The organism is Acidobacteriota bacterium (assembly GCA_012729555.1).
Lineage (GTDB): Bacteria > Acidobacteriota > UBA6911 > UBA6911 > UBA6911 > UBA6911.
Genome location: JAAYCX010000042.1, coordinates 14630 through 39239, shown reverse-complemented (window position 1 = coordinate 39239; position 24610 = coordinate 14630). Strand labels below are relative to the sequence as shown.

19 protein-coding genes are annotated in these 24610 nt (G+C 66.2%); 9 read left to right on the top strand and 10 right to left on the bottom strand.

Annotation, left to right across the window (positions count from 1 at the left end):
- The 4 genes from GXY47_08910 to GXY47_08895 all read right to left on the bottom strand — a co-directional run.
- On the bottom strand, positions 1 to 611 hold a 611-nt coding region (locus tag GXY47_08910; GenBank protein NLV31263.1), incomplete at its 3' end, for an IclR family transcriptional regulator.
- Between the two features lie 153 nt (positions 612 to 764).
- Positions 765 to 1691, bottom strand: a complete 927-nt coding sequence (locus GXY47_08905) for a creatininase family protein (protein ID NLV31262.1) — start codon at positions 1689 to 1691, stop codon at positions 765 to 767.
- Positions 1692 to 1794: 103 nt separating this feature from the next.
- Positions 1795 to 2712: a peptidase gene (locus GXY47_08900; protein NLV31261.1), complete on the bottom strand. Its 918-nt coding sequence runs from the start codon at positions 2710 to 2712 to the stop codon at positions 1795 to 1797.
- Positions 2713 to 2739: 27 nt separating this feature from the next.
- Positions 2740 to 3102: a cupin domain-containing protein gene (locus GXY47_08895; GenBank protein NLV31260.1), complete on the bottom strand. Its 363-nt coding sequence runs from the start codon at positions 3100 to 3102 to the stop codon at positions 2740 to 2742.
- A gap of 311 nt (positions 3103 to 3413) precedes the next feature.
- On the opposite strand from GXY47_08895, the gene GXY47_08890 reads away from it, so the two are divergent.
- The 6 genes from GXY47_08890 (at position 3414) to GXY47_08865 (ending at position 13751) form a co-directional block, all read left to right on the top strand.
- Positions 3414 to 4391 carry a zinc-binding dehydrogenase gene (locus tag GXY47_08890; protein ID NLV31259.1) on the top strand — a complete coding sequence of 326 codons (978 nt, stop codon included), beginning with the start codon at positions 3414 to 3416 and terminating at the stop codon, positions 4389 to 4391.
- 44 nt (positions 4392 to 4435) lie between these two features.
- Positions 4436 to 5707, top strand: a complete 1272-nt coding sequence (locus tag GXY47_08885; GenBank protein ID NLV31258.1) for a (Fe-S)-binding protein — start codon at positions 4436 to 4438, stop codon at positions 5705 to 5707.
- Entirely contained in the window at positions 5697 to 7088 is a 1392-nt protein-coding gene (locus GXY47_08880) for an FAD-binding protein (GenBank protein ID NLV31257.1), read from the top strand. Before GXY47_08885 ends, GXY47_08880 begins: the two co-directional genes overlap by 11 nt.
- A 24-nt stretch (positions 7089 to 7112) precedes the next feature.
- On the top strand, positions 7113 to 8219 hold the full coding sequence (locus tag GXY47_08875) for an Ldh family oxidoreductase (protein ID NLV31256.1): 1107 nt from the start codon (positions 7113 to 7115) through the stop codon (positions 8217 to 8219).
- A 179-nt stretch (positions 8220 to 8398) separates the two neighbouring features.
- Positions 8399 to 10705, top strand: coding sequence for a beta-glucosidase (locus GXY47_08870; GenBank protein NLV31255.1), 2307 nt, complete (start codon positions 8399 to 8401; stop codon positions 10703 to 10705).
- Between the two features lie 13 nt (positions 10706 to 10718).
- Complete coding sequence (locus tag GXY47_08865) at positions 10719 to 13751, top strand: glycosyl hydrolase (GenBank protein ID NLV31254.1); 3033 nt, start codon at positions 10719 to 10721, stop codon at positions 13749 to 13751.
- A gap of 12 nt (positions 13752 to 13763) precedes the next feature.
- Here the strand turns inward: GXY47_08865 and GXY47_08860 are convergent, their stop codons facing one another.
- Both GXY47_08860 and GXY47_08855 read right to left on the bottom strand, forming a co-directional pair.
- A complete protein-coding gene (locus tag GXY47_08860; GenBank protein NLV31253.1) occupies positions 13764 to 14141 on the bottom strand; it encodes a hypothetical protein in 378 nt (125 codons plus the stop codon).
- A gap of 97 nt (positions 14142 to 14238) precedes the next feature.
- Entirely contained in the window at positions 14239 to 15621 is a 1383-nt protein-coding gene (locus GXY47_08855; protein ID NLV31252.1) for an MFS transporter, read from the bottom strand.
- A 167-nt stretch (positions 15622 to 15788) separates the two neighbouring features.
- On the opposite strand from GXY47_08855, the gene GXY47_08850 reads away from it, so the two are divergent.
- Positions 15789 to 17198, top strand: coding sequence for an MFS transporter (locus GXY47_08850; protein ID NLV31251.1), 1410 nt, complete (start codon positions 15789 to 15791; stop codon positions 17196 to 17198).
- A 6-nt stretch (positions 17199 to 17204) separates the two neighbouring features.
- Here GXY47_08850 and GXY47_08845 read toward each other — a convergent pair whose 3' ends face one another.
- The 3 genes from GXY47_08845 to GXY47_08835 form a co-directional block, all read right to left on the bottom strand.
- Positions 17205 to 17990 (bottom strand): transporter, encoded by a 786-nt coding sequence (locus GXY47_08845; GenBank protein NLV31250.1) that lies wholly within the window; start codon positions 17988 to 17990, stop codon positions 17205 to 17207.
- The gene (locus GXY47_08840; GenBank protein NLV31249.1) at positions 17987 to 18589 is read right to left on the bottom strand and encodes a hypothetical protein; all 603 of its coding nucleotides are present in this window, start codon (positions 18587 to 18589) and stop codon (positions 17987 to 17989) included. The genes GXY47_08845 and GXY47_08840 overlap by 4 nt, the downstream gene beginning before the upstream one ends.
- Before the next feature lie 91 nt (positions 18590 to 18680).
- Positions 18681 to 19145 carry a hypothetical protein gene (locus GXY47_08835; protein ID NLV31248.1) on the bottom strand — a complete coding sequence of 155 codons (465 nt, stop codon included), beginning with the start codon at positions 19143 to 19145 and terminating at the stop codon, positions 18681 to 18683.
- Positions 19146 to 19445: 300 nt separating this feature from the next.
- Here GXY47_08835 and GXY47_08830 point away from each other — a divergent pair, with 300 nt between their 5' ends.
- Together GXY47_08830 and GXY47_08825 are read left to right on the top strand one after the other, a co-directional pair.
- The gene (locus GXY47_08830; GenBank protein ID NLV31247.1) at positions 19446 to 20435 is read left to right on the top strand and encodes a hypothetical protein; all 990 of its coding nucleotides are present in this window, start codon (positions 19446 to 19448) and stop codon (positions 20433 to 20435) included.
- A gap of 54 nt (positions 20436 to 20489) precedes the next feature.
- Positions 20490 to 22025: a hypothetical protein gene (locus tag GXY47_08825; GenBank protein NLV31246.1), complete on the top strand. Its 1536-nt coding sequence runs from the start codon at positions 20490 to 20492 to the stop codon at positions 22023 to 22025.
- Positions 22026 to 22027: 2 nt separating this feature from the next.
- Here GXY47_08825 and GXY47_08820 read toward each other — a convergent pair whose 3' ends face one another.
- The gene (locus GXY47_08820) at positions 22028 to 24520 is read right to left on the bottom strand and encodes a PAS domain S-box protein (protein ID NLV31245.1); all 2493 of its coding nucleotides are present in this window, start codon (positions 24518 to 24520) and stop codon (positions 22028 to 22030) included.
- Positions 24521 to 24610 lie beyond the last annotated feature (90 nt).

Here is a 24610-nt window from a genome sequence, read left to right as displayed (position 1 = left end):
GGGGCGGCGACGGCGTTGATGTCCTGCTCGTACTCCTCTTCAGCGATGGCGTAGCCGCGTTCCGAGATTTCCTTCAGGTGGGCGAGCATTTCGGGAACGGTCCGCTTGATGAGGGAGTTGCCCTCGGCCAGGTTTTTTTCCAGGATCGGCCGGACCCGTTCTTCGGGGAGAAAGGCCAGGATCGCCTTCCCGCTCGCGGTGTAGTAGGCCGGGAGGCGCTGGCCGACCGCGGCGGCGATCTTGACCCGCTGGGGGCTTTCGATCACTTCCAGGTACATGACGTGGGACCCTTCCAGGATCGACATGTCCACGGTTTCACCGTACCGGGAGGAGAGACGCTGGAGATAGGGGATGGCCCAGCGCTGCAGCTCGATGTCCTGCAGGACCAGGGAGGCCATTTCAATGAGCCGGAACCCGAGCCGGTAGAGCCCGGTGGCCTTGTCACGGCTGATGAAGCGCTTGAGTTCGAGGGTGGTCAGGAGGCGGTGAACCGTGGTCTTGGACATCTGGACCGACTCGGCTATCTGGGTCAGCGACCGAGTCGGTTCCTCGCGGGAAAAGCAGAGCAGGATATCCAGGGCCCTTTCGACGGCCCTTACGGACTGGGACAAAGCCAACCTCCTTGAGGGACCTGGCGCAATGCATGGGCCCCTTGCGCGCCGGGGCGTATGCGCCCCAGGGCGGATGCGCCCTGGGCGTATGCGGGGGGATGCGCCGCCCTGTTTTGACGCCGCATCCCCCGCATGGTTTACAGATGTTTCCGACTATGGGGGATAAGCAACGGTGTAGATGTGCTTCCCGCCGTTGAGCGGTCCCTTCAGGAGAGCTTCGATCTCCTTGGGGTCGCGCTGCGTGACCTTGTCGGCCGGGGGCAGCTTGCCCGCCGGGAACGCGGTCATGATGTCGGTGATCAGCTTGCACATGTAATCCAGCAGCTCGTTGAGGCCGTCGTAGGCCTTTTCCGCACGGGCCAGCGTCGGGCTGCCGATGACGCCTTCCGGATAGACATTGACTTCCGACCCGCTCAGACCGACATGTTCATGCCCCCTGATCGGCCGGTGGTACACTTCACCGCCGCCGTCCACGTGCCCCTTCGGGATGAACCCGGAGGGCTTGTTGTCCACGGCCAGGCTCATGTCGCAGAATTCGGGGAAGAGCGCCAGGGAATACGACGCTTCCGCTTCATCCGCGTGAGAGAACTGGGTTTCGAAAGGACCGCCGAACTCCTTGGTCCTCAGGTGGTCGTGAATGACGGTCTCCCAGTGGAGCGAAACCAGGACCGAAGGCACCTGGTACATCTTCGCCCACTGGTGGAGCGCAAGGGGAATGACCTCCTCCTGGCCATGGCCGTTCAGGAAGATCTGCTTCCTGAAGCCCATGTTCCAGAGGCCGGCTATGATGGCCCGCAGGTTCGCCAGGAAAGTGTCCTCGGGGACGACCACCGTGCCCGGCATGCCGAGATGGTTGTACGGGTGGGACCCGTACCAGACCGGCATGGCGATCGTGCACCCCATCTTCGCCGCGACCTGTTCGGCCATGCGGGTGACGAGGAAGGTGTCCTCGCCGACGGGCTGGGAGGCCCCGTGACACTCGGTGCTTCCGACCGGAACGATGATCAGGTCGTTCGTCTTGAGACGCTCGTTGATCTGCGTCATGTTCATGGTTTGGAGATAGACTCCCGGGGTTTCCATCTGACCGCCCTTGGGGGGCAGTTCCCACGGACCCCAGTCACCCCATTTGCTACCCATGATTCCTCCTGTTCTTCGGAATCAGATTCCGCTTAAAGGGTGGAACTTAAACAACCGGGATGCACATGTCGGGCGTTCGCTTCGCGGACTGCTTGAATTCCGGATAGAAGCGCTTGACCATCTCGACGACGATGGCCGCCTGTTCCGCCATTCTCTTCCCTTCCGCAGCGCCCGTCATTTCGCCGTGACCGCCGATGACGGAGTTGCCGGTCTTGAGATGTACCGGGGCCGCCACGCGGACGATCTCGGGGGCTTCGTACACGCGGATGAATCCGCCCGATCCCGGAGGGTTGTCGGTGTGCACGTCCAGCGGGGTGTCCACAGCCTGGCGCAGGGCCGCATGCATCGGGATCTGCAGGTCGCGGATCGGGTTGATGCTGTCGGCGCCGAGGTCGGACAGCAGCTTCACGGACGCCGGGTTGCAGTGCCCGAGGTGGGCCGAGGTCTTGAAGACGATGTCCTTGGGGAGATCGCCGTTCTTGCGCATCTCGTTGACCACCCAGAGCATCCCCTCGTCGTAAGCCAGGAAGCCGCGGCAGCCCAGCTCGTAGCCGCGCTTGATGTCTTCGATGGCGCGCAGAACCTGTTCCATGCCGCGCAGGCGATAGCTGACGCGAACGCCCTGGGGGGACAGAACGGTGGCGCCGGTGTCGTAGGTGGCGCGGGGGCCGGTGGAGAGCAGGAGCTCGCAACCGTATTCATTGCAAAGTTTGCAGTATTCCTTGATCTCCTGGGCGGTGTGACGGAACATGCCGAAGGTTTCGGTGATCCGGTTGATCGTGATCCCCATCTCGGTGGATCTGTCGAGCAGCGCGGCAACGGTTGCCGAGGAGTTGACCGTCGGGCATTCGATGCGGAAGTGCGCCCCGTCGGGGAATCTCTTGGTTGAAGAGGGCAGATCGAAGGCGTCGCCCTCGGGCAGCCCAAGTCTTTTCATGGCCTTGCGTGTCTGTTCAAAAATCATGACTGCGTTCTCCTTTAGTTGCTGAAATTAGCTGCAGTGGGACGGCAATGGGGGGCAATAAACCCAAACGATCTTCAGCGGTTCATCGCCGATGTTTTCCACGCGATGCTTCACCCCGAGCGGCGAATAGAAGGCGGTTTCGGGACCGATCTCCCAGGAACCGACCCCTTCCAGCACGATCCGGGCGCGACCGCTCATCAGGAACAGGACTTCTTCCGATTCCTCATGCGTGTGGTCGGGGATCTGGCTGCCCACCTCGGTGATGTTCATGCCCATGGAACAATTCTTCACCTGGCCGAACTTGGGGGCCAGGAGAAGTTTGGACGTGCGGGGCGGAGTCTTGAACTCGCCTTTGACGTCCGCTGCTTTTACAAATGGCAAAGGATTCATAAAATGTCTCCATTCTGTTCCATTACACGGAATCGAGTTTCATTCTATAACGCATTTCATCCAGTGTCAATCAATTTCACGGGCTGAAACTCATTTTTCGATTTCGACCCTGCCGAATTGACAACGGGAGCAAAGGGAACTATTCTGCGGAGTGGAACAAAATTTCGTTATGTGAAACTGTTCCTGTGCCAGACAGAGCTTTTTGGAACGACTGAGAGTATCCTATCATAAGGAAGGATGCTCGTCATCCCCCGATGGATTCACTTTGTTCCTCAATTCATCCAGGGATGGACTCGGAATAGGAATATGCGATGAAAGCGCTTCAGGTGGTGCGCCCGCGCGCATTCGAGACGGTGGAGGTTCCGGTGCCCCGGCTGCCCGGCGAAAACGGCCGGGTCCTCGTGCGCAACCAATGGGCCTTGACCTGCGGCAGCGACATCCCGTTCTACACCGGGAACAAGCGCTACCGCTCCTACCCGCTGGCCCCCGGGGCACCCATTCACGAATGCGTCGGGGTGGTGGTGGAAAGCTCGAGCGACCGGTTCCATCCCGGGGACCGGGTCCTGGCGATCCCGGACGGGGACCTGGGCCTGGCCGAATATTTCCTCGCCCTGGCCCCCAAGACCGTCCTTCTGGATCCCGCCATCGAGGACGGGGCCGCGGCCTGCATCATCCAGCCCCTTTCGACGGTGCTCGGTTCCATCGACCGTATCGGAGATCTCGGGGGCAAATCGGTCGCCGTGCTGGGACTGGGCGCCATCGGCCTGATGTTCTGCTGGCTGGCCCGGCGGGCGGGCGCCGCCGACGTCATCGGGATCGACCCCTGCCCGGACCGGTGCCGTTTCGCCGCGAGCTTCGGCGCCACCCGTACCCTGTGCCGGCGCGGGATCGAGGCGGTCCAGGACGCGCGCGCGGGGGTGCTGGACTGGGCGCCCCCGGACATCTGCATCGAAGCCGTCGGCCACCAGCGGGAAACGATCAACGATTGCCTGGAGATCATACGCCGGGAGGGGACCGTGGTGGCTTTCGGGGTACCCGATCAGCCGGTCTACGCGCTGGAGTACGAGATCTTTTTCCGGAAAAACGCGCAGCTCGTGGCCACCGTCACTCCCGACTGGCCCCGATACCTGGCCCGCGCGCACGAACTCTTTCTGGAGTGCGGCGGGGAACTCTCCTGCCTGGTGACCCATCGGATGCCGGTCCGCGACGCGGCCTCGGCGTTTTCAATGTATGAAAGACATGAAGCGGGGATGATCAAGGCGGCCCTGGACATGACCGTCTGGTGTTAGCCCTCTGCCCCGCGGTCCGTAAACCGCGAACGGGGAAGCTTGTTGTGGAAGGATCCAAGCCCACTGAATCGGAGTATCTCCACTGCATCCGCTGCGGACTCTGCCTGGCCGCCTGCCCCACCTACCGGGAATACCGGACCGAGACGGCGTCCCCGCGCGGGCGGGTGGCGCTCGCGCGCAAGGGGCTCGAGGGGGAGCTCGAACTCAGCCCCAACCTGCTCGAGCAGATGTACGGGTGCTTCGCCTGCATGGCGTGCGACGACCTCTGCCCGGTGGGCATCCGCCCCGCCGAACTGGCGCTCTCGATGCGCGGGGTCGGGGAGGGGATCCGCCCGTCCCGTTGGAAAAGGTGGCTTTTCGGGGGCCTCCTCACCCACGCCGGCCGCCTGGAACTGGCGACGCTCCCCCTGCGGCTCTACGAGGGGCTGGGAATCCGCCGGCTGGTCTACCTGCTTGGGCTCAACCGCCTGCTGCCGGCGAGGATCCGCGACCTGGAGGCGATGCTGCCCCGCATCCCGAAACGCCCCCTGCGCCGCGTCCTCCCCGAGGTGACCCCGGCGCGGGGCAGGGAAGCCCGCCGGGTCGGCTTCTTCCTCGGGTGCGCCCAGAGCCTCCTCTTCGCCGACCAGAGCGCGGCCACCCTTCGCGTCCTGGCCCGCAACGGCTGCACCGTCATCACCCCGAAGGAAGCCGCCTGCTGCGGGATGCCGGCGCGCGGTTACGGCCGAATGGACCTTGTCAGGGAGCAGGCGCGGCGTAATATTGAAGTCTTCGAGCGCTGCGGCGTGGAAAAGATCATCACCGATTGCGCCACCTGCGGGTCGACCCTGAAGGACTACGGTGCGTTTTTCGCGGGGGACTCCCGGTGGGAAGCGAGAGCCCGGGCGTTCGCGGAGAAGGTCCGGGATATCAGCGAGTTTCTCATGGAAATCCCGCTGGCCAGGCCCGCGGGGCGCGTGGAGGCCGTCGTGACCTACCACGATCCGTGCCACCTCCGCCGGGGCCAGCGGGTGTGGCACCAGCCGCGCAGCCTCCTCGGCCTCATCGACGGCCTCGAGCTGGTGGAGCTGCCGGAAGCGGAGTGGTGCTGCGGTTCGGCCGGAAGCCAGCTGATCACGCACCATGCCCTGTCCCGGAAGGTGCTCGACCGGAAGCTCGACAACGTCACGGGGACCGGTGCGCGGATCCTGGCTTCCGGCTGCCCCGGCTGCCAGATGCAGTTGAATACGGGACTGCGGCGGCGCGGGATGCCGGTGCGCGTGGTACACCCGGTGACGCTGCTCGACGAGGCCTACGGGGGGGAAGATGCAGAGTAAGAAGGTGGTAGACGCGCTCATCCGCATCGCGGGCAGGGACGGGGTCCTCGTGACGCCCGAGGACCTGGCCGCCTACAGCTACGACGGTACCTTCGCCGAGGGGACCCCCGCGGCGGTCGTGCTCCCCCGTTCGACCGAACAGACGGCCGGGGTGGTGAAGATCGCGGCCGAAAACCGCATCCCGGTGATCGCGCGCGGCATGGGATCGGGGCTGGCCGCGGGCTCGATCCCCGTCCGCGCCGGGGGGATCGTGGTCAGTTTCACCCGCATGAACAGAATCGTGGAGATCGACGCGGCCAACTCGACCGTCCGGGCCGAGGCGGGGGTGGTGACGGCCGACCTGCAGGCGGAGGTCGAAAAACTGGGCCTGTTCTATCCCCCCGACCCTTCCAGCATCCGCCATTCCACCATCGGGGGGAACATCGCCTGCAACGCCGGCGGCCCCCGGTGCCTGAAATACGGGGTGACGGGCAACTATGTTTTGGGTTTGACCGTGGTGCTGGCCGACGGGCGCCTTCTGGAAACAGGGGGGAAGCCGATCAAGGACGTCACGGGCTATAATCTGACCGGGCTGTTCACCTCCTCCGAAGGCACCCTCGGGCTGATCACCGGTGCGCTGCTGCGGCTGGTGGCGCGCCCGCGCTTCGCGAAGACGGCGCTCTGCGAGTTCGATTCCCTGCATGAGGCGTCCCGGGCGGTGAATGCCGTGCTGGCGGAAGGGATCGTGCCCGCCAGCCTGGAGTTGATGGACCGGACGGCCATCGAGTGCATCGAGGAGGCGATGCACCTCGGTCTGGACACCGGCGTGGAGGCCTCCCTGATCCTGGAAACGGACGGGGCCGACGAACAGACGGTGATGCGCGAAGCGGAAGCCGCGGGCCGGATCTGCATCGCTACCGGTGCCCGCTCGGTGAAGGTGGCCCGGACGGAGGAGGAGCGGGCGGGACTGTGGCGCGCCCGGCGCTCCATTTCCCCCTCGCTCGCACGCAAGGCGCCCAACAAGCTGGGGGAGGACATCACCGTCCCCCGCAGCGCGATTCCCGAGGTGGTCCGGGAGCTGCGCGAGATCAGCGCGCGGCACGGGTTGCCGATCGTGATTTTCGGGCACGCGGGGGACGGCAACCTGCACCCGAACATCCTCTTCGACAAACGGAAGCCCGGGGAGTGGGAGAAAGTCGAACGGATGGTGGGGGAGGTGTTCGCCGCCGCCCTGGCCGCGGGGGGGACCCTTTCCGGGGAGCACGGGGTCGGGGTGCTCAAGCGCCCGTATTTCGAGAGGGCGCTGGGGCCGGTATCGGTCGAGGTGCAGCGGCGCATCAAGCAGGCGCTCGACCCGCTGAATATTCTGAATCCAGGCAAGATGTTCGAGGACAAGGCTTAAATTCACAATCACGGAGTTATGAAAATGGCTGAAGAAAATGTCTATGTACCGGTAAAAAAAGTGACGGCGTTCATGATCGACGCCCTGCTCAAGATGGGCGTGCCTCAGGCGGACGCCGAAATCGTGGCCGACGTGCTTTTGGCTTCCGACCTGGTCGGGGTCCGGTCGCACGGCGTCGCCCACCTGAAGATGTACTACGAGAGGATGAAGCAGGGGCTGCAGCAACCCGTGACCGACTGGAAGATCGTCCACGAGACCCCGACCACCGCCGTCGTCGACGGCGGCAACGGGATGGGGATGGTCGTCGGCTACCATTCGATGAAGCTCGCCATCGAGAAGGCGCGCAAGATGGGGCTGGGGGCCGTCGCGGTGCGCAACTCGAGCCACTACGGCATCGCGGGGTATTACGCCGACATGGCGGCCAAGGAAGGGATGGTGGGGATGAGCTTTACCAACGCCCACCCCTCCATCGCGCCCACCTTCGGCGTGGAGCCGATGCTGGGGACCAACCCGATCGCCTTCAGCGCGCCGACCGACGAGGCGTTCCCCTTCCACTTCGACGCGGCGACATCGATCGCCCCGCGCGGCAAGATCGAGGTGGCGGCGCGCGCCGGGAAGCCGATCCCCGCCGGCTGGGTGATCCGCAAGGACGGGTCGCTCGTCACCGACAGCACCAACCTGATAGAGGAGATGAACGACTGCAAGGCGGCGCTCCTTCCCGTCGGCGGCAGCGGCGAGCTGATGGGGGGGCACAAGGGGTACGGCCTGGCCACCGTGGTCGAGATCCTCTCGGCGGCGTTCCAGGACGGCGCCTTCCTCTCCGAACTCCACGACACCGACCACGAGGGGAACATCCACCCCCTGCGCATCGGCCACTTCTTCCTGGTGATCAACGTGGAAAGTTTCCTGCCGCTCGAGCGGTTCAAGAAGACGGCGGGCGATATCGTGCGTGAACTGCGCGAGTCGCCGAAAGCGCCGGGGGAAAAGCGGATCTACACCGCCGGCGAGAAAGCCGACGCCATCACCCGGCGCGTGACCGAAGAGGGGATCGAGGTCCCCCCGGGGCTGCAGAAGAACCTGAACGCGCTGCGCGCGGAGCTCAACATCACCGGCCACGACCTCGGGTTCTAGAAATCCGAACCCGCCGTTAAAGGCGCGGCACGGCCCCCGGGTCGTGCCGCGCCCCCACGCCCCCCCGATACCTCTTTATAAATCCGGTCTTCTATTGCACAATCGGTCGAGGCCGAACCCTGCCTTTCGGCCCCCCGCGGGCCGGGGACCGGCCCCCCGTGACGAACCAAGAGGAGATCATGGCGAAACCGAAAAGCAAGGAATCGGGAGTGCCGGCCTACCGGAACGCGCGCCTGCCTGCCGAGCGCCGAGTGCGGGACCTGCTCCGGCGCATGACGCTCGAGGAGAAGGCGGCGCAGATGCGGTGCGTCTGGGAAGGCAAGGCGGAAACCCTCGTCGACGGGAAGGGGCGTTTCGACCCGGCCAGGGCCGCGCGCCATTTCCGGGACCGCCCGGGGCTCGGGCAGGTGGGCCGCCCCAGCGACGCCGGGGGCGGGCTCGACCCTCGGGAGAACGCCGAACTGACCAACGCCATCCAGAAATTCTTCGTCGAAAAGGGCCGGCTGGGGATCCCGGTGATCTTTCACGAGGAGTGCCTGCACGGCCAGGCGGCGCCCGGCGCCACCAGCTTCCCCCAGCCGATCGGGCTGGGGGCCACCTTCGACCCGGAACTGGTGGAGAGGGTGTTCGAGGCGACGGCGGCCGAGGCTCGTGCCCGCGGGACGCACCAGGCGCTGACCCCGGTCGTGGACGTGGCCCGCGACCCTCGCTGGGGACGGGTGGAGGAGACGTACGGGGAGGACCCGTACCTGGTGGCCGCCATGGGGGTGGCCGCCGTCCGGGGCTTCCAGGGGGACGGCCGCTTCCGGGACAAGAAGCGCGTCATCGCCACGCTGAAACATTTCGCCGCCCACGGTCAGCCCGAATCGGGGACCAACTGCGCCCCGGTCAACGTCTCCGAACGGCTCCTGCGCGAAGTCTTCCTCCATCCCTTCAGGGAGGCGATCCGGAAAGGGAAGGCCGTCAGCGTGATGGCGTCCTACAACGAAATCGACGGCGTCCCGTCGCATGCCAACCGGTGGCTGCTCCGGGACGTGCTGCGCAAGGAATGGGGGTTCAAGGGATTCGTGGTCAGCGATTATTACGCCATCCGCGAGCTTGCCGAGCGCCCGGAGCTGTTCGGCAACCACCTGGCCGAGGACGGGCGCCGGGCGGCGGCCCTGGCCGCGAAGGCCGGGGTGAATATCGAGCTGCCCGAGCCGGACTGCTACCTTCACCTGGTCGAACTCGTGAAGAAGGGGGTTCTCAAGGAGTCGCTGCTCGACGAGCTGGTGGCGCCGATGCTGCTCTGGAAATTCAAACTGGGGCTGTTCGACGACCCTTACACGGACCCGGAGGAGGCCGTGCGGATCTCGGGCTGCGAGGCGCACCGCGCGCTGGCGCTCGAAGCCGCCCGGAAGACGATCACGCTGCTCAAGAATGACAACCGCACCGTTCCCCTCGACCCGCGCCGGGTGCGGACCCTGGCCGTGATCGGGCCGAACGCCGACCGGGTGCTCCTCGGCGGCTACAGCGGCCGGCCCAAACGCTTCGTCACCCTCCTCGAGGGGATTCGCGCGCGGGCGGGAAAGGTCCGGCTGCTCCACCACGAAGGGTGCCGGATCACCGTCGGCGGGTCGTGGCAGGAGGACAAGGTCGTCACCCCCGACCCGGCCGAAGAACGGAAAAGGATCGCGGCCGCCGTCCGGGTCGCCCGGAGGGCCGACGCGGTGGTACTGGCCCTCGGGGGGAACGAACAGACCTCGCGCGAGGCCTGGGCGCGCAATCACCTGGGGGACCGCTCCTCGCTCGACCTGGTCGGGCTGCAGGACGAACTGGTCGACGCCGTCGCCGCCACGGGCAAACCCGTCGTCGCCTTCCTCTTCAACGGCCGGCCGCTGTCTATCCGGAACCTCGCCGAAAAGGCGCAGGCGATTTTCGAGTGCTGGTACCTGGGGCAGGAGACGGGACAGGCCGCGGCCGAGGCCCTCTTCGGCGACATCAACCCCGGGGGGAAACTCCCCATCACCATCCCGCGGTCGGTCGGGCACCTCCCGGCCTTCTATAACCACAAGCCGGCCGCGCGCCGGGGCTACCTCTTCGACGAGGTCGGCCCGCTCTACCCCTTCGGTTTCGGGCTCAGCTACACCACCTTCGGCTTCGGCCCGCCGCGCCTGGAGAAAAAATCGATCCGGCGCTGGGAGTCGACGGTGGTGAGGGTCGATGTCACCAACACCGGGCCGGTCGCCGGGGAGGAAGTGGTGCAGCTGTACATCCGGGACCGGGTGAGTTCGGCCACGCGCCCGGTGAAGGAACTGAAGGGATTCGGGCGGGTCCCGCTCGCCCCGGGGCAGACGGAGACGGTGGTGTTCGAAATCGCGCCCGAGCGCCTCGCTTTCTACGATATCGACATGAAATACCGGGTGGAGCCGGGGGAGTTCGAGATCCTGACCGGCAACTCCTCCCGCGATGAAGACCTGCAGAAGACGGTTCTGCGTGTCAGATAGAAAGGCCATCCAGATGTCCAGACGGGGACGGATCACGAAGGCACTTGTGCCGCTGCTGGGATTGCTGTTCCTCACCGGCAGCGCCTGGGCCGTCGGGCAGCCCGCCTACGTCGAGTCCAGGCCGGCGCCCGGCAGCTTCGCCCTCGTCCAGGGCGCGACGGCGGCCCCGATCCATGTCGACGGATCGGACTGGCCCGGAGTCGTGCGCGCGGCGCGTGACCTCCAGTCGGACATCCATAAGGTCACGGGGCGCCGGGCGGCGCTTTCCCTGGAGGTGGACGCGCTTCCGGAGCGGCCCGTCCTCGTCGGGACCGTGGGCAAAAGCCGGCTGATCGAAAGGCTGGCGCAATCGGGGAAGATCGACACGGCCCGGATCGCGGGACAATGGGAGACCTTTCTCACCCAGGTGGTCGCCGACCCGTTCCCGGGCGTCCGAAGCGCCCTGGTCATCGCCGGCAGCGACAAGCGCGGGACCATCTTCGGCATATACGACCTTTCGGAGCAGATGGGGGTTTCCCCCTCCTGGTGGTGGGCCGACGTCCCGGTGCCCCACCGCGACAGGCTCTTCGTCAGGGCGGGAACCACGGTCCAGGGCCCCCCCTCGGTCAGGTACCGCGGCATCTTCATCAACGACGAGGCCCCCAACCTGAGCGAATGGGTGCGCCACACCTACGGCAGCGTCCCCCCGGGCGAAGATCCCCCGGTCCCGGAAGGGGTGGCCAACTACAACAGCGCGTTCTACGCGCGGGTCTTCGAAACCATCCTGCGCATGAAGGGGAATTACCTCTGGCCCGCCATGTGGAACAACGCCTTCAACGAGGACGACGCGGAAAACGCGCGCCTGGCGGACGAGTACGGCATCGTCATGGGGACCTCGCACCAGGAGCCGATGCTGCGGGCGCAGAAGGAGTGGGACCGCAGGCATCAGAAGACCCTGGGGAGCTGGAACTACTACCGGCACCCGGAGGTGCTCGAGGAGTTCTGGCGCGCGGGGGTCCGGAGAAACAGGGATTTCGAGAGCATCCTCACCATCGGGCTGCGCGGGGCGAACGACACCCCGATGATCCCCGGCGGAACGGTGGCCCAGAGCATGGAGCTGCTCGAAAAGATCGTCGGGGTCCAGCGCGGCATCATCGCCCGGGAAATCAACCCGGACGTCACGGCGGTCCCCCAGCTATGGTGCCTCTACAAGGAGGTGGTGGAGTTCTACAACGCCGGGCTGCGGGTGCCCGACGACGTGACCCTGCTCTGGCCCGACGACAACTGGGGCAACATCCGTCGCCTGCCGACCGGGGCGGAGCGCGGGCGCGCCGGGGGCGCCGGCATCTACTACCATTTCGACTACGTCGGCGGGCCGCGCAACTACAAGTGGATCAACACCGTTTCGCTCCCCTCGGTCTGGGAACAGATGTCGCTGGCGAAACTGCACGGAGCGGACCGGATCTGGATCGTCAACGTGGGGCACTTCCGGCACGTGCTCTATCCCATGGAGTTCTTCCTCCAGTACGGCTGGAACACCGAACGCTGGAACCACCGCAATCTGGGGGAGTTCACGCGGCTCTGGGCGGCGCGCGAGTTCGGCGCGGCCCACGCGGCCGAAGCCGCCGACATCATGGAGACCTACTCCCGATACGTCGCCCGGCGCAAGCCCGAGCTCCTCTCCCCCTCCACCTATTCCCAGCTCCACTACCGGGAGGCCGAAAGGGTGGTCGAGGACTTTGGCGCGCTCACGGCCAGGGCCGAGGAACTCCACCGGAAACTGCGCCCGGCGGCGCGCGAGGCCTTCTACACGCTCGTGCTCCATCCCGTCAAGGCGCTCGGCCAGGTCTACGCCCTCTACGCGGCGGCGGGGGCCAACGCCCTGTACGCGAGCCAGGGACGGGCGTCAGCGGGCGACATGGCCGACCGGGTGGAAGAACTGTTCGAAGCGGACGCGCGTCTTTCGGACCACTACAACCGGGTCTTTGCCGGGGGCAAATGGAACCATTTCGCCGACCAGGTCCATATCGGCTACACGATGTGGAACGACCCGCCGCGCAACATCATGCCGAAGGTCACGCGCCTCGATCTGCCCGCAGAGGCCTCCCTCGGCGTGGCCGTGGAAGGGTCCGCCGAAGCCTGGCCCCGAGCGACGGCGGAAGGGTCCGCCGAAGCTTGGCCGCGAGCGTCGGCGGAAGGGTCCGCCGAAGCCTGGCCCGGCGCGGAGGCCCGGGCGCAGCTCCCGGTGATCGACCCCTTCAACCGGCAGCGGCGCTACCTGGATGTTTTCAACCGGGGGCGGGAGCCCTTCGTCTTCAGCGCCGAGGCCCGCCAGCCGTGGATCCGGCTGAGCGAACGCCGGGGCGACATCCTTAAGGAACGCCGCCTCTGGGTGTCGGTCGACTGGGACCGGGTCCCCGAGGGGGCGACAGAGGGCGACATCCGGATCGGCCGCGCGGGGGGGGAGAGCGTGGATATCCGGGTGCCGCTCCACAACCCCGCGCCCGGGGTCCGGAAAGCGGTCCGGGGCTTTATCGAAAGCGACGGCCATATCGCGATCGAGGCCGCGCACTTCACCCGCAGTCTGCCCGCGGGCGGGGCGCGCTGGGAGGAGATCGAAGGCTACGGTCGGACCCGTTCGGCCATGACGGTTTTTCCCCGCGGCACCCCGAGCGTCCTGCCGCCCGGGGACTCCCCGGCCCTCGAGTACGGCGTCTATGTCTTCGAGCCGGGGAAGGCGGAGGTGTGCCTGACGGTGGCCCCCACCCTGAATTTCACCCCGGGGCGGGGCCTGCGCCTGGCCGTCTCGATCGACGAGGAACCGGCCCGGGTGGTCACGATCCTCCCGGAGGGTTTCGACGCCCGCAACGGCAACCGGGAGTGGGAGGAGTCGGTGCGTAACGCCTCCCGCACCGTCCGCTCCGTCCACGAGCTGGCCGAGGCGGGGTACCACACGCTGAAAATCAGGATGGTGGACCCCTCGGTGGTGCTCGAGAGGATCGTGGTGGACCTCGGCGGGGCCAGGCCGAGCTACCTCGGCCCGCCCGAAAGTCCTCTCGGCCGGTAGCGCTGCCTGGCGCTACTTCGCCCTCCTGGCGGTGAAGGTCTCCCCTTCCTGTTCGCCGACCATGCGGGAAAGCTTGATCTCGTCGCCCGAGACCGTCCCCTTGTAGGCGATGCGCAGCGGCATCCCCTGGTAATCCAGGTTTTCCACGAAGGTGATGGAGTTCCCCTCTATCTTCCCTTCGGTGATGTCGGTGGTCGCTTCCATCCCCCCGATGTTGGAAATGGCCTTCCCGGTGAGGGTCGTGCCCTCGACCTTGAAATCGAACACGTACTTCTGCGGGCCGACCTGGGAGTCGAATTCCGCATTCCATTTGCCCGTGATGTCCGCGGCGTAGGCGCAGACCAGGCCCGCCACGATAAGAACCGCTGCCACCAGGCTTCGACGCAGCATAGTGCCTCCCTGTAGATGATTGGATGTTGTTTCCGTACAACCCTTGTGCCGGCCAGTATATACCCAACCCTGCCGGAAAGGGAAGCGCACGGGGCTTTCAGGGCTCGGCGGCCGCGCGCGCGGTGTCGCGCTCGAGGTAGCGGGCGCCGGCCAGCCAGCAGACGCCGGCAACGAGAAACATCGCGCCGACGACGAGGAAGGACTTGTTCATGTCGCCGTAGCGGTCGTTGAGCAGCCCCACGATGACGGGGGAGATGACGTCCCCGAGGGCGTGGATGACGAAGATGTTCACCGCGTAGCCGATGGCGCGCATGGAGGGGCGGGTGACGTTGGCCAGGATGGTGTTGGTCGGCCCGGTGTTGAAGAAGAGGCAGAAGCAGGCGAGGAAGACCAGGACCCAGAGCGCCCAGGGGAAGGGGGCGTGCAGCGCCGCCAGGAAAAGGGGGAAGCCCGCGAGCATGGCGGCTCCCGAGACGAGAAAATAGGAGCTGGGGAACCGGGAACGGAGCCGGTCCCCCGCCATCCCCCCCAGGAGGGTGGCGCTGAGGCCGGCGACGGCGGTGATGGCGCCGAACACGATCGTGGAGTTGCCCGGGGCGCCCGGGCGGGTTTCCAGGTAGTACGGCATCCAGAAGGCGATGCCGCCGATGGCGAACGTCATCGCCGTCATCCCCAGGGTGCAGAAGACGTAGGAGGGGGTGCGCGCCAGCACCCAGTAGGCGCGCCACGGGACCTGGGCGCTCCCCCCCGCGGGTTCGCCTTCGCCCCCGCGCGGCGGCTCCTTCATCCGGAAGCATTGCACCCCCAGGAGAATTCCCGGGATGGTCACGAGGAAGAAGACCCAGCGCCAGCTCTCGTGCGCGATCCCGACCAGGCCCGAGCCCCAGGCGCCGATGCCGCTCCCGGCGATCCAGCCGCCGAGCACGTATCCCAGGGCGCTCCCGACGGGGATGGCCACGTAGAACCAGGCCAACACCCTCCCGCGCGTCCGGATCGGGTACATGTCGGCGATCATGGCCGGGGCGACCGGTCCATAGGCCGCCTCGCCGACCCCCACGAAGCAGCGCGTCAGCAGCAGGATGATGAAGGTGGTGGCCAGTCCCGAGGCGCCGCTCGCCAGGCTCCACAGGATCACCCCGATCCCCACGATCTTCCAGCGGGAATGATTCCCCGCCAGGCGGGCGAACAGGGGGGCGCCCCCCATGTAGACCAGCATGAAGGCGGTGCCCAGCAGCCCCATCAGGGCGTCCTCGGGTTTGAAACCGAGCTGCCCCTGGAGCCAGCGGATGACGGCGTTGAGGCTCTCGCTTCCGACGGCGAGTTCCCCGTTGGCGTCGAAGAAGGTGCGCTTGATGGGGCCCACCACGGCGGCCAGGACCTGCCGGTCGATGTAGTTGAACATGTTGATGAGCAGGAGGAGGGCGAGCGCCCGCCGGGCGCCGGGGTAGACGCCGGTATCCGCTGCGGTGGTGCGTTTCATGAAATCGCGAATGGCGGCCATGGGCCCCATCATTTTAGGCCGGCGCCCGCCCGGGGGCAAATAAATGTTCCTTCCCGGCGTGTCCGTAGTACAATGGCCGGCGCATTTTCCCGAACCCGGCGAAGCGCGGCGCAGCAGGTCAGGATACCGTCCGACAGAGGTGACAGATGACGAGCCAGAGCAGCGCGGGTGTTTCCCCCGCACCGAAACTGTCCATCAGGGAGAAGATCGGCTACAGCCTGGGGGACGCCGCCTCCAATCTCTTTTTCCAGACCTTCATCCTCTACCTCCCCTTTTTCTACACCGATATCTTCGGGATGCCGGCCGCGGCCATGGGCACCATGTTCCTGCTCACGCGGATCTGGGACGCGGTCAACGACCCGATCATGGGGGCGATCGCCGACCGCACGAATACGCGCTGGGGGAAATTCCGCCCCTACCTCCTGATCATGGGGCTGCCGCTCGCGCTGGGGGGCCTCCTCACCTTCACGACCCCCGGCTTCGGGACCGGGGGGAAGATCCTCTACGCCTACGTGACCTACACCCTCCTGATGATGCTCTACACCGCCATCAACGTCCCCTACTCGGCCCTGATGGGGGTCATGAGCCCCAACTCGCTCGAGCGGACCAGCGCCTCGCAGTACCGCTTCGTCGCCGCCTTCGTCGGGCAGATGATCGTGTCGGGGGCCACCCTCTATCTGGTCAGCCGGCTGGGCGGGGGGGACGCCCAGGTCGGCTGGCAGCGGACGATGGGGGCCTTCGGGCTGCTGGCCCTGGTCCTGTTCACCATCACTTTCTTCGCCACCCGGGAGCGGGTCTCCCCTCCCAGAGGGCAGAAGGCGGATACCCGGCAGGACCTCCGGGACCTGGTGCGGAACAAGCCCTGGATCCTGATCGCCGTCGCCACGGTGTTCCAGCTCCTGTTCGCCGTCATGCGCGGCTCCTCCACCCCCTATTTCTTCAAGTACTACGTGCAGGGGCAGGTGCTCGAGATCTTCTCCTGGAGAATCCCGCTCGGCATCGACGCCTTTACCTCCGCCTTCGCCACCGCCGGCAACCTGGCCACCCTGGCGGGCGCCCTCCTGGCGATCCTGTTCGCGAAACTGCTGGACAAGAAGAACGCCTACTCGAGCTTCCTGGTCGCGAGCGCCGTGATCTCCTGCGGCTTTTACTTCCTCCAGCCGCACAACGTCCTGCTGATCTTCGGCCTCAACGTCGTCGTCTCCTTCTTTATAGGGGCCGTGTCGGTCCTGCAGTGGGCCATCTACACCGACACCGCCGACTTCGGGGAGTGGAAGTTCGGGCGCCGCGCCACGGGCCTCGTCATGGCCGCGTCCCTCTTCGCCCTGAAGCTCGGCCTGGCCTTCGGCGGGACTTTCGTGGGGTGGATCCTCGACTGGCACGGGTTCGTATCCAACGCCGTGCAGACCGAGTCCGCCCTGTACGGCATCCGGATGCTCATGAGCTTCTACCCCGCCGTCTTCGGGGTGATCGGCGGCCTGGTCATGTTTTTCTACCCGCTCAAGAACCGGGTGATGCTCGAGATCGAGCACGACCTGGTTGAGAGGCGGCGCTGAACCCGGCTAGATTCTCTTCCGGATGGCGATGGTGACACCCAGGTCGGGGGCTCCGTCGTTCAGCCCCGTTTCCACCATGGTGTCCAGGTAGAGACCCGGGGTGAGCTTGAACTCGCCGCCCAGCAGGAGCGAGAGCGGGTCGTCGTTCCCCGCGAAGACGGCGGTGCGCCCCTCGAGGTAGCCGCTGAGCATGGTCCTGGGGCTCGTGCGGCAGGCCAGGCCGAGATTGTACAGCCAGCGGTTGGAGGCATCGTAGCCGGAGGGGTCCCCCACGAAAGTGTGCCCCAGTTCACCCAGAACGATCCACCGGTTGCCCGGCAATACCCGGGCGAATTCCGCGGCCAGGGTGAAGTCCTGCTTGCCCGTCCCCAGTCCCTTCGCCTCGGAGGCGGTGGGAAGCTTCAGGCTCGCAACGAGATCGATGAAGGGGAGGGGGCCGCTTTGCTGCACGGCGTAATAGCGCCCCTTGAGGACGATATCCCCCAGCCCCGACCCGCCGGTAGCCCCGGCGATCGGCTCCGCTCCTCCGTCGATCAGGGTCACCCCGCCGCCGGAGACATCCAGCCAGGGAATGGTGGCGGTGACGTCGCCGCGGGGGAAAAAGCGCTTGAGGACGGCGGCGCCATAGAGGATGTCGGTGTTTTCATCCGCCCCATAGTCGCCGGTCAGGTAGGAGAAGGCCAGCCCGTATTGCCAAGCCGGCCTGTCCTCCGCAGAAGCAGCGGGCGGGGATGAGAGCATCATCCCCGCCATGAACAATAAAACGCCGATCAGCCCGGTTCGGGGTCTCACCTTCCCGGTCCCCGCTCCGGCCTTTCCGGCTTTTCAGGCCTCTCGGGCTTTTCCGGTCTCTCCGGTCTCTCCGGTCTTGCCGGTTTCTCGGGCTTCTCCATTTTTTCGGGTCTCTCCGCCTTGGCCGGTTTTTCCACTGCCGGGCCCCTGGTTCCCGCGGTCCGTGTCCGGACCCGGTTGCGGTTCAGTTCGCCGATCTTCAGGTTGTACTTCTCCGCGATTTCGCCGAATCCGATCTCCTGCGCCCGGTCGGCCAGCACCAGTTCCAGGGCCTGGTCGTAGCTGATGGGATCGGCCTCGGTGCTTCCGGCCGAGATGGCCTCGGCCAGTTCCGCCGCCGTCTTTATGTTTCCCCATCCCATCCCGTCAACCCGCATCATCTCCACCTGCTCCGGGGTCAAGTCGGAGTTTTCCACGAGGTCATTGATATAGCCGGGCGGATTTTCAGCGTTGACGGTTTCTTCCTCGATGACGTCCGGGTCCGGGGGGTCCATGTCCGGGTCTTCCGTCTGCGCCACGACCGATGCGGCTGCCAGCAGAAGAACGGTGATCGAGGCGATGATCCAGAAACGATTCCCGACTGAATCCATTTTCAACATGAGGTCTTCTCCTTGCGTGGGGGCATGCCCCCGTTGACGATCCCGATACTCCCCGTATCGGCCGGTTCGGGTTCCACCTCTGCTCCCGCCTTCAGAAGGTATAGCCGACCGTGAATTTGAATTCCGGGCTGTCGATCATCCCCACCTTGATCTCCGCCATCAACCCTTTGCTCTGTTCGAGCCCCACGAGCACGTTGAAGCCGCCGCCGGCGTCGGTGTCGCTCTCCCGGCCGTCGGATCCCCCGAAGCGGTAGACGTTGAGCGCCGGCCCGGCTCCGATGTAGAGCGAGAGATCGCGCTTGGGGAGCGGAATCCCGTAGGCGAACTCGAAGTTGGCGGCCACGCCGGTGAGGTCGCTCCCCACCCCGATTTCCAGGTTGGGCCGGAAGGTCAGGTTGGCCAGCAAGGGTTCGGAGACCAGGTGGCCGCCGAAGTGAAACTGGTCGGGATCGACCCCCGCCCCGGCGCGCACGCCGAAGCGCGTCTCGGCCATCGCGCCGGCCGCGGCAAAACACATCAGCATTCCCAGCAACAGGACCATTCTCTTCTTGATCATCGGATGTCAGCTCCTTGGTAACGGTCTGCCGTCATGGCGACGCCCTAGTGGTAAGCAAATCCGGTTCCAGTGTCCCTGATGGCTGCGCAGGCAGGAACATATGGAAAAAACAGTACTTCTCCCCCGAGTGGCTGCGCTCCGACGGGAAGCGAGCGGGAATTTTTCCCCGATTCCCGGATTCCCCTGTTTGTGCCGGGAAAAAAATAGGTTGGTGTGATGAAAAACACACCATGCAGAAGCGCATGTTTAGTACATTCGCACCATATGGCGGTTGTGGCTCAACTTTTCCGAAGGGGGCGTATGCCGACAGCACTCAGGCATTTTTCCGGAATGCTTCGTTTCCCGGGGCGGGCTCCGCGGGGGATTCTGATCGCGCTCGCCCTGCTCGCCGCGGGCCTGGCGTCCCTCCCGCTCCTGTCGGCTCCCGGTTTCGATCACGCCAGGACCGGCTACCCGCTGGAGGGCCTGCACGCCGGGCTGGGCTGCGATTCGTGTCACCTGGACCCGGTCTTTTCCCGGGTGGGGAAGCGATGCGCCGATTGTCACGCAGACATTCACCGCCGGCAGCTGGGGAGCGACTGCGCCGAATGTCACACGGTCCGCGACTGGCGTCGCGTCGCGCGCGACGCCGGCGGGCACCTGAACCGGTTCCCCCTCATCGGCGCCCACGCCCGGACCGAGTGCGAATCGTGTCACACCGGCGGGGCCGTCGGTCTGTTCCGCGGCCTCGACACCGCCTGCGTTTCCTGCCACCTCGAGGAATACCGCGCCGCGGCCGTGAACCACGAGTCGGCGGGCTTCCCCACGCAGTGCGAATCCTGCCACGGCATGCAGAACTGGAGCGCCGCATCCGGGCATTCGGGTCTGACCGCTTTCCCGCTTACGGGGGCCCACGCCCCGCTCGACTGCGGGCAGTGCCACGCCGGCGCGGGTTACGGGGGGCTGACGGGCGACTGCGTGTCGTGCCACACGAGTGATTTCGACGGCGCCGCAAACCCGAACCACGTCACGGCCGGCTTCCCCGGCGACTGCACGGTCTGCCATGGTACCTCCGCCTGGGTTCCGGCGCGGTACGATCACCCCGCGTTCCCCATAAGGAGCGGCGCCCACGCGGGGAAGTGGTCCGCCTGCGGCGACTGCCACACCAATTCCGCCAATTACTCCCTGTTCACGTGCCTGACCTGCCACGAGCACGAAAGGACCTCCATGGATGAGGAGCACGGGGGTGTCTCCGGTTACGTCTACAACAGCTCCAACTGCTACGCGTGCCACCCGGATGGCCGGGAGTAGGGGGAATTCGTGCGGGATCCAAGCGCAGGAATACAGTTCGTCTTTCGGGCGATCATGGTCTGTGCCCTTATGCTGGGTGCGGAGAGCCCCCTTCGCGCCGGCGAGGGCACGATCCGGGTCAAGCACGTGCTCCAGGGCGCGGTATACCTGGAAGTCGCCGGCACTCCGCTTTCGGTGGGGCAAAGGCTCCTTATCGGCCGCAGCGGGGCGGGGGGGACCGTGGAGGTGGCCGAAATCGAGATCGAATCGGTGGCCGCGGTTTCCGCCGTCGGCAGGGTGGTCACCTCGAGCACTGCGGTGGTCCCCGGCGACCGGGCATATCTCGATCGCGATGAAATGGGGCGGATCGGAGCGACCGCCCGGGAAACGGACGCCAACCGGGTCAGGGGCCGGCTGGGTGTCGATTGGAGCGCACTGCAGCTCCCCGGGGAAGGAGTCGGGTCCTCGCAGCTGGGCTTCATGCTCCGGATGGATGCCGGGCGCCTGGGGGGCACCCACTGGAGCGTCAAAGGTCACTATCGGGGGAGGGTCCAGTCGAGGAAGGATTCCACGCGCCGGGAGACGCTTACCGATCTCATCAACCGGACCTATCATCTGGGCCTTCAGTACGACAATCCCGATTCCCCCTGGGTCGCGGGGGCAGGGCGCCTCTACGTCCCCTGGGCCGCCAGCCTGAGCACGATCGACGGATTCTACCTGGGAAGGCGGTTCGGTAAGCAGACGGCCGGGATTTTCGGGGGGACGACGCCCGATCCGAGCAGCTGGAACTACAATCCCGACCGCCAGCTGGCCGGGGCTTTCGTCAATACCGAAAGGGGCAGCTTCGAGTCGTTCCGGTTTACGGGCACCGCCGGGATCGCGCTCGCGCGCGTGGACTGGAAACCCGACCGCCAGTTCGGGTTTTTCGAGAACGGGATTTTTTACCGGCGCCGGCTCTCCGTCCACAACAACCTGGAGGTGGATCTGCGCAACGCCTCCCGGAATTCCGGGAGTCGGGAAATACTGCTGACCCGGAGCCACACCACGGTCCGGCTGCAGCCCCACAAGGCGATCACGTTCAACGTGAGCCAGAACTATTTCCGCAACCTTCCCACCTTCGACCCGCGCCTGATCGGGACCGGGCTGGTGGACAGGTTCCTGTTCCAGGGGCTGAGCGGGGGATTCCGGCTGGCACTCCCGCACCGGGTGAGCGTTTTCGGCAACGCCGGCAGGAGCAGCCGGACCGGGGACCGGCGGGCCGCCTGGAACTACCTGGGGGGCGCCGGCGTGGACGACGTCCTCGGGTCGGGTCTGCAGGCCGAATACCGCTATTCGAAGTTCGACAGCTCCTTCGGCCGCGGCACCTACCAGAGCGCCGGGTTCGGCCGCGAAGTGGGAACGGGCTTCGGGTTCGACGTGCAGCTCGGGCAACAGAACCTGGAGTCAGCCTACACGACCCGCAGTCGCGCGCGTTTCGTCAACGCCAACGCCGACTGGTCCCTGGGGGCCCGCTACTTCCTCGGGGGCGGAGTGACCGTCTACCGCGGGCAGGGAGAGGATTACAACCAGTATTTTCTCACCCTGGGGTATAGGTTCGACAACCGCCGGTAGAACTACCCGGAGGCGCAGCCGCGGATGGTGGCGATGAGGTCCTCGGCGGGCCCCCCCTTGCTGAGATAGGCCACGGCCCCCGCTTCCTTCATGGCTTCGGCGATCTGGGAGTCGAGGTGCATCGACAGCCCGATGATGTTCGTGTTCGGGATTTCGGCCTTGATCCTGCGGCTGACGTCGATCCCCGTCATCTTCCCGAGGTTGACGTCCATGATGACGACGTCGGGCCTCAGCTCCCGGGTGAGCGCCATGGCCTCGGCGCCGTCGGCCGCGCCGCCGACGACCTCGATATCCGATTCGAACTGCAGCAGCCCCTTCAGGCCGTCGCGCATGATCTTGTGATCGTCCACGATCAGGACGCGGCACCTCCGGCGCCGGTGCGAGACGGCGCGGATGCCCCTCTCCACCGGCGATTGCGGAGGCTCCCCGCCGGCGGAGAGGGGACGGTCGCCGGCCGGGGCCCAGAGGGTGACGACGGTCCCCCTCCCGGGGGCCGAGTCCACCTCCATGCAGCCGCCCATATGCATGAGCCGTTCCTGGACGCTGAACAGTCCGAACGTCATCTCCCCGGGCCTGCGGTTCCGGAGGATGCCGGGATCGAACCCCTTCCCCCGGTCCGACACGATCAGCTTGATCCTCCCGTCGTCGGTCCGCCAGAGCCCCAGCCCGACCTCGGCGACGGCCGCGTGCTTGACGGCGTTGAAGAGGAGTTCGCGCGCGCATTCGAACAGGAGGAACCGCATCTCCTCTCCCGCCGGTTCGGCCGTCTTGTCGGTGCACAGGGTCACCCGGGTGCCGGTCTTCTCCCCGATGCTTGCGGCCAGCCATTCCAGGGCCCCGGCGAGGCCCGATTCGTGGAGGGCGGGGGGGCTGAGGTCCATGGTAAGGGACCGGGAGGCCTCCAGGGCCTCCATCAGGATGGCGTCGATGTCGGCGGCCGTCTCCTCCATCCGCCCCCGGCCGGAGTCGCGCTTCAACCGGCCCAGCTGCATGCGGGCGGCCACGATGAGCTGCTGGATATGGTCGTGCAGGATGCCCGCCAGGCGCCTGCGCTCCCGCAGCTCCGCCTGGCTGAGCTGGTTGGCGAGAGCGCGCAGCTGGTCGGCCTGCTGCCTGACCTCGGCCGTCCGCTCCGCCACCCGCCGTTCCAGCGTCTCGTTCAGCCTGCGGACCTCCTGCTCGGCCTTCATCCGTTCCGTGATGTCCTGGGAGATGCCGAAGCCGCCCAGAAGGCTCCCCTCCCCGTCAAATTCCGGGTAGGCCTTTTCTCTCACCCAGCGGGTTTCCCCCCCGGCCAGGATGCGGTGCTCGATGGCGTAGGACCCGCTCTGTATGCCCGCCCGCCATGCGCGGTCTACCTGGTCGCGGTCCTCCGGGTGCACGGTGGCCAGAAACTTTTCGTAATTCATGGGGGTCCCGGCCGGAATTCCGAAGGTCCGGTAGTTCTCGTCCGACCAGGTCAGGATATCCTTGCGCAGGTCGAGGCGCCACCACCCGATCTGCCCGACCTCCTGGGCCCGGGTGAAATCCTCCCGGCTCTGCCGCAGGGCCGCCTCGGTTTCCTTGAGGCGGTGGATGTCGGTGCTCGTGCCGAACCAGCGGACGATCCTCCCTTCCGGGTCCAGCATCGGCCAGGCGCGCACCAGGAACCACCGGTACCCGCCGTCCCTCCCTCTCGTGCGCAGCTCATGCTCGAACAGCGTTCCTTCCCGTACCGATTTTTCCCAGGTCGCGACGGTGGGGGCGAGATCGTCCGGGTGCACGATTCCGCTCCAGCCGCTCTCTCCCGCCGGGTCGACGTCCTCACCGGTGTATTCGTAGAAGCGGCGGTTGAACCACTCGATGTCCCCCCGGGTGTTTGCCGTCCATACGATCTCGGGGAGCCCCTCGGCCAGCGCCCTCAGCCGCGCTTCGCTCTGCAGCATCGACTCCTCGGCCCGCTTCTGAGCGGTGATGTCCTGGATGAGGGCGAGGATCCATTTCGGCTCCCCCCCCGCCGCTCGCACCAGCGAGACGTTCTTGTGGACCCAGACGCTGTCCCCGTCCTTGCGAAGGTAGCGGTTGTCCACCGCGAAGTCGGATATCCGCCCGGAAAGCATGCGGTCGATCAGCCTCACGTTTTCGGCCGAGTCCTGCGGGTGGATCAGGTCCTGGAACCGCAGGGCCCGCAATTCGTCGATGGTACGCCCCGTGATGCGGCAGTAGGCCGCATTGGCGTCGAGGAACCGGCCCGAAGGGTCCGTCATGGCGAAGCCGACGGTGGCGTTGGCGAAGGCGCTGCGGAATTTTTCCTCGCTCTCCCTGAGCGCCCCATCGATCCGGAGGCGCTCGCTGATGTCGGTGCCGATGGCCAGGATCTCGACCAGCTCCCGGTACATGGCTTCGCTGAGGCGCGGCGCTTCCCGGGCATCCCTGCCGGAACTGTCGGCGCGCTTCGGATCGTTCTGGGGCGGCATCGGCTTCGTCGTTCCTTTCGCCGGAGGTGAACGTATCATAGCAAAATCCGGCGCGGCGGGGGGAGCGGTTCGTGCCGAAAAGGGTGTTTTTGCATTCCGGGCGGATCTGGTCCATAGTGTGATAACGGC

Excerpts from the sequence above, each read along its gene's own strand:
- GXY47_08905 (NLV31262.1), bottom strand. The coding sequence starts at position 1,691 with ATGGAAACCCCGGGAGTCTATCTCCAAACCATGAACATGACGCAGATC.
- GXY47_08900 (NLV31261.1), bottom strand. The coding sequence starts at position 2,712 with ATGATTTTTGAACAGACACGCAAGGCCATGAAAAGACTTGGGCTGCCC.
- GXY47_08895 (NLV31260.1), bottom strand. The coding sequence starts at position 3,102 with ATGAATCCTTTGCCATTTGTAAAAGCAGCGGACGTCAAAGGCGAGTTC.
- GXY47_08840 (NLV31249.1), bottom strand. The coding sequence starts at position 18,589 with ATGTTGAAAATGGATTCAGTCGGGAATCGTTTCTGGATCATCGCCTCG.
- GXY47_08890 (NLV31259.1), top strand. The coding sequence starts at position 3,414 with ATGAAAGCGCTTCAGGTGGTGCGCCCGCGCGCATTCGAGACGGTGGAG.
- GXY47_08825 (NLV31246.1), top strand. The coding sequence starts at position 20,490 with ATGGTCTGTGCCCTTATGCTGGGTGCGGAGAGCCCCCTTCGCGCCGGC.
- GXY47_08855 (NLV31252.1), bottom strand. The coding sequence starts at position 15,621 with ATGAAACGCACCACCGCAGCGGATACCGGCGTCTACCCCGGCGCCCGG.
- GXY47_08860 (NLV31253.1), bottom strand. The coding sequence starts at position 14,141 with ATGCTGCGTCGAAGCCTGGTGGCAGCGGTTCTTATCGTGGCGGGCCTG.
- GXY47_08820 (NLV31245.1), bottom strand. The coding sequence starts at position 24,520 with ATGATACGTTCACCTCCGGCGAAAGGAACGACGAAGCCGATGCCGCCC.
- GXY47_08850 (NLV31251.1), top strand. The coding sequence starts at position 15,789 with ATGACGAGCCAGAGCAGCGCGGGTGTTTCCCCCGCACCGAAACTGTCC.
- GXY47_08870 (NLV31255.1), top strand. The coding sequence starts at position 8,399 with ATGGCGAAACCGAAAAGCAAGGAATCGGGAGTGCCGGCCTACCGGAAC.
- GXY47_08835 (NLV31248.1), bottom strand. The coding sequence starts at position 19,145 with ATGATCAAGAAGAGAATGGTCCTGTTGCTGGGAATGCTGATGTGTTTT.
- GXY47_08865 (NLV31254.1), top strand. The coding sequence starts at position 10,719 with ATGTCCAGACGGGGACGGATCACGAAGGCACTTGTGCCGCTGCTGGGA.
- GXY47_08830 (NLV31247.1), top strand. The coding sequence starts at position 19,446 with ATGCCGACAGCACTCAGGCATTTTTCCGGAATGCTTCGTTTCCCGGGG.
- GXY47_08875 (NLV31256.1), top strand. The coding sequence starts at position 7,113 with ATGGCTGAAGAAAATGTCTATGTACCGGTAAAAAAAGTGACGGCGTTC.
- GXY47_08880 (NLV31257.1), top strand. The coding sequence starts at position 5,697 with ATGCAGAGTAAGAAGGTGGTAGACGCGCTCATCCGCATCGCGGGCAGG.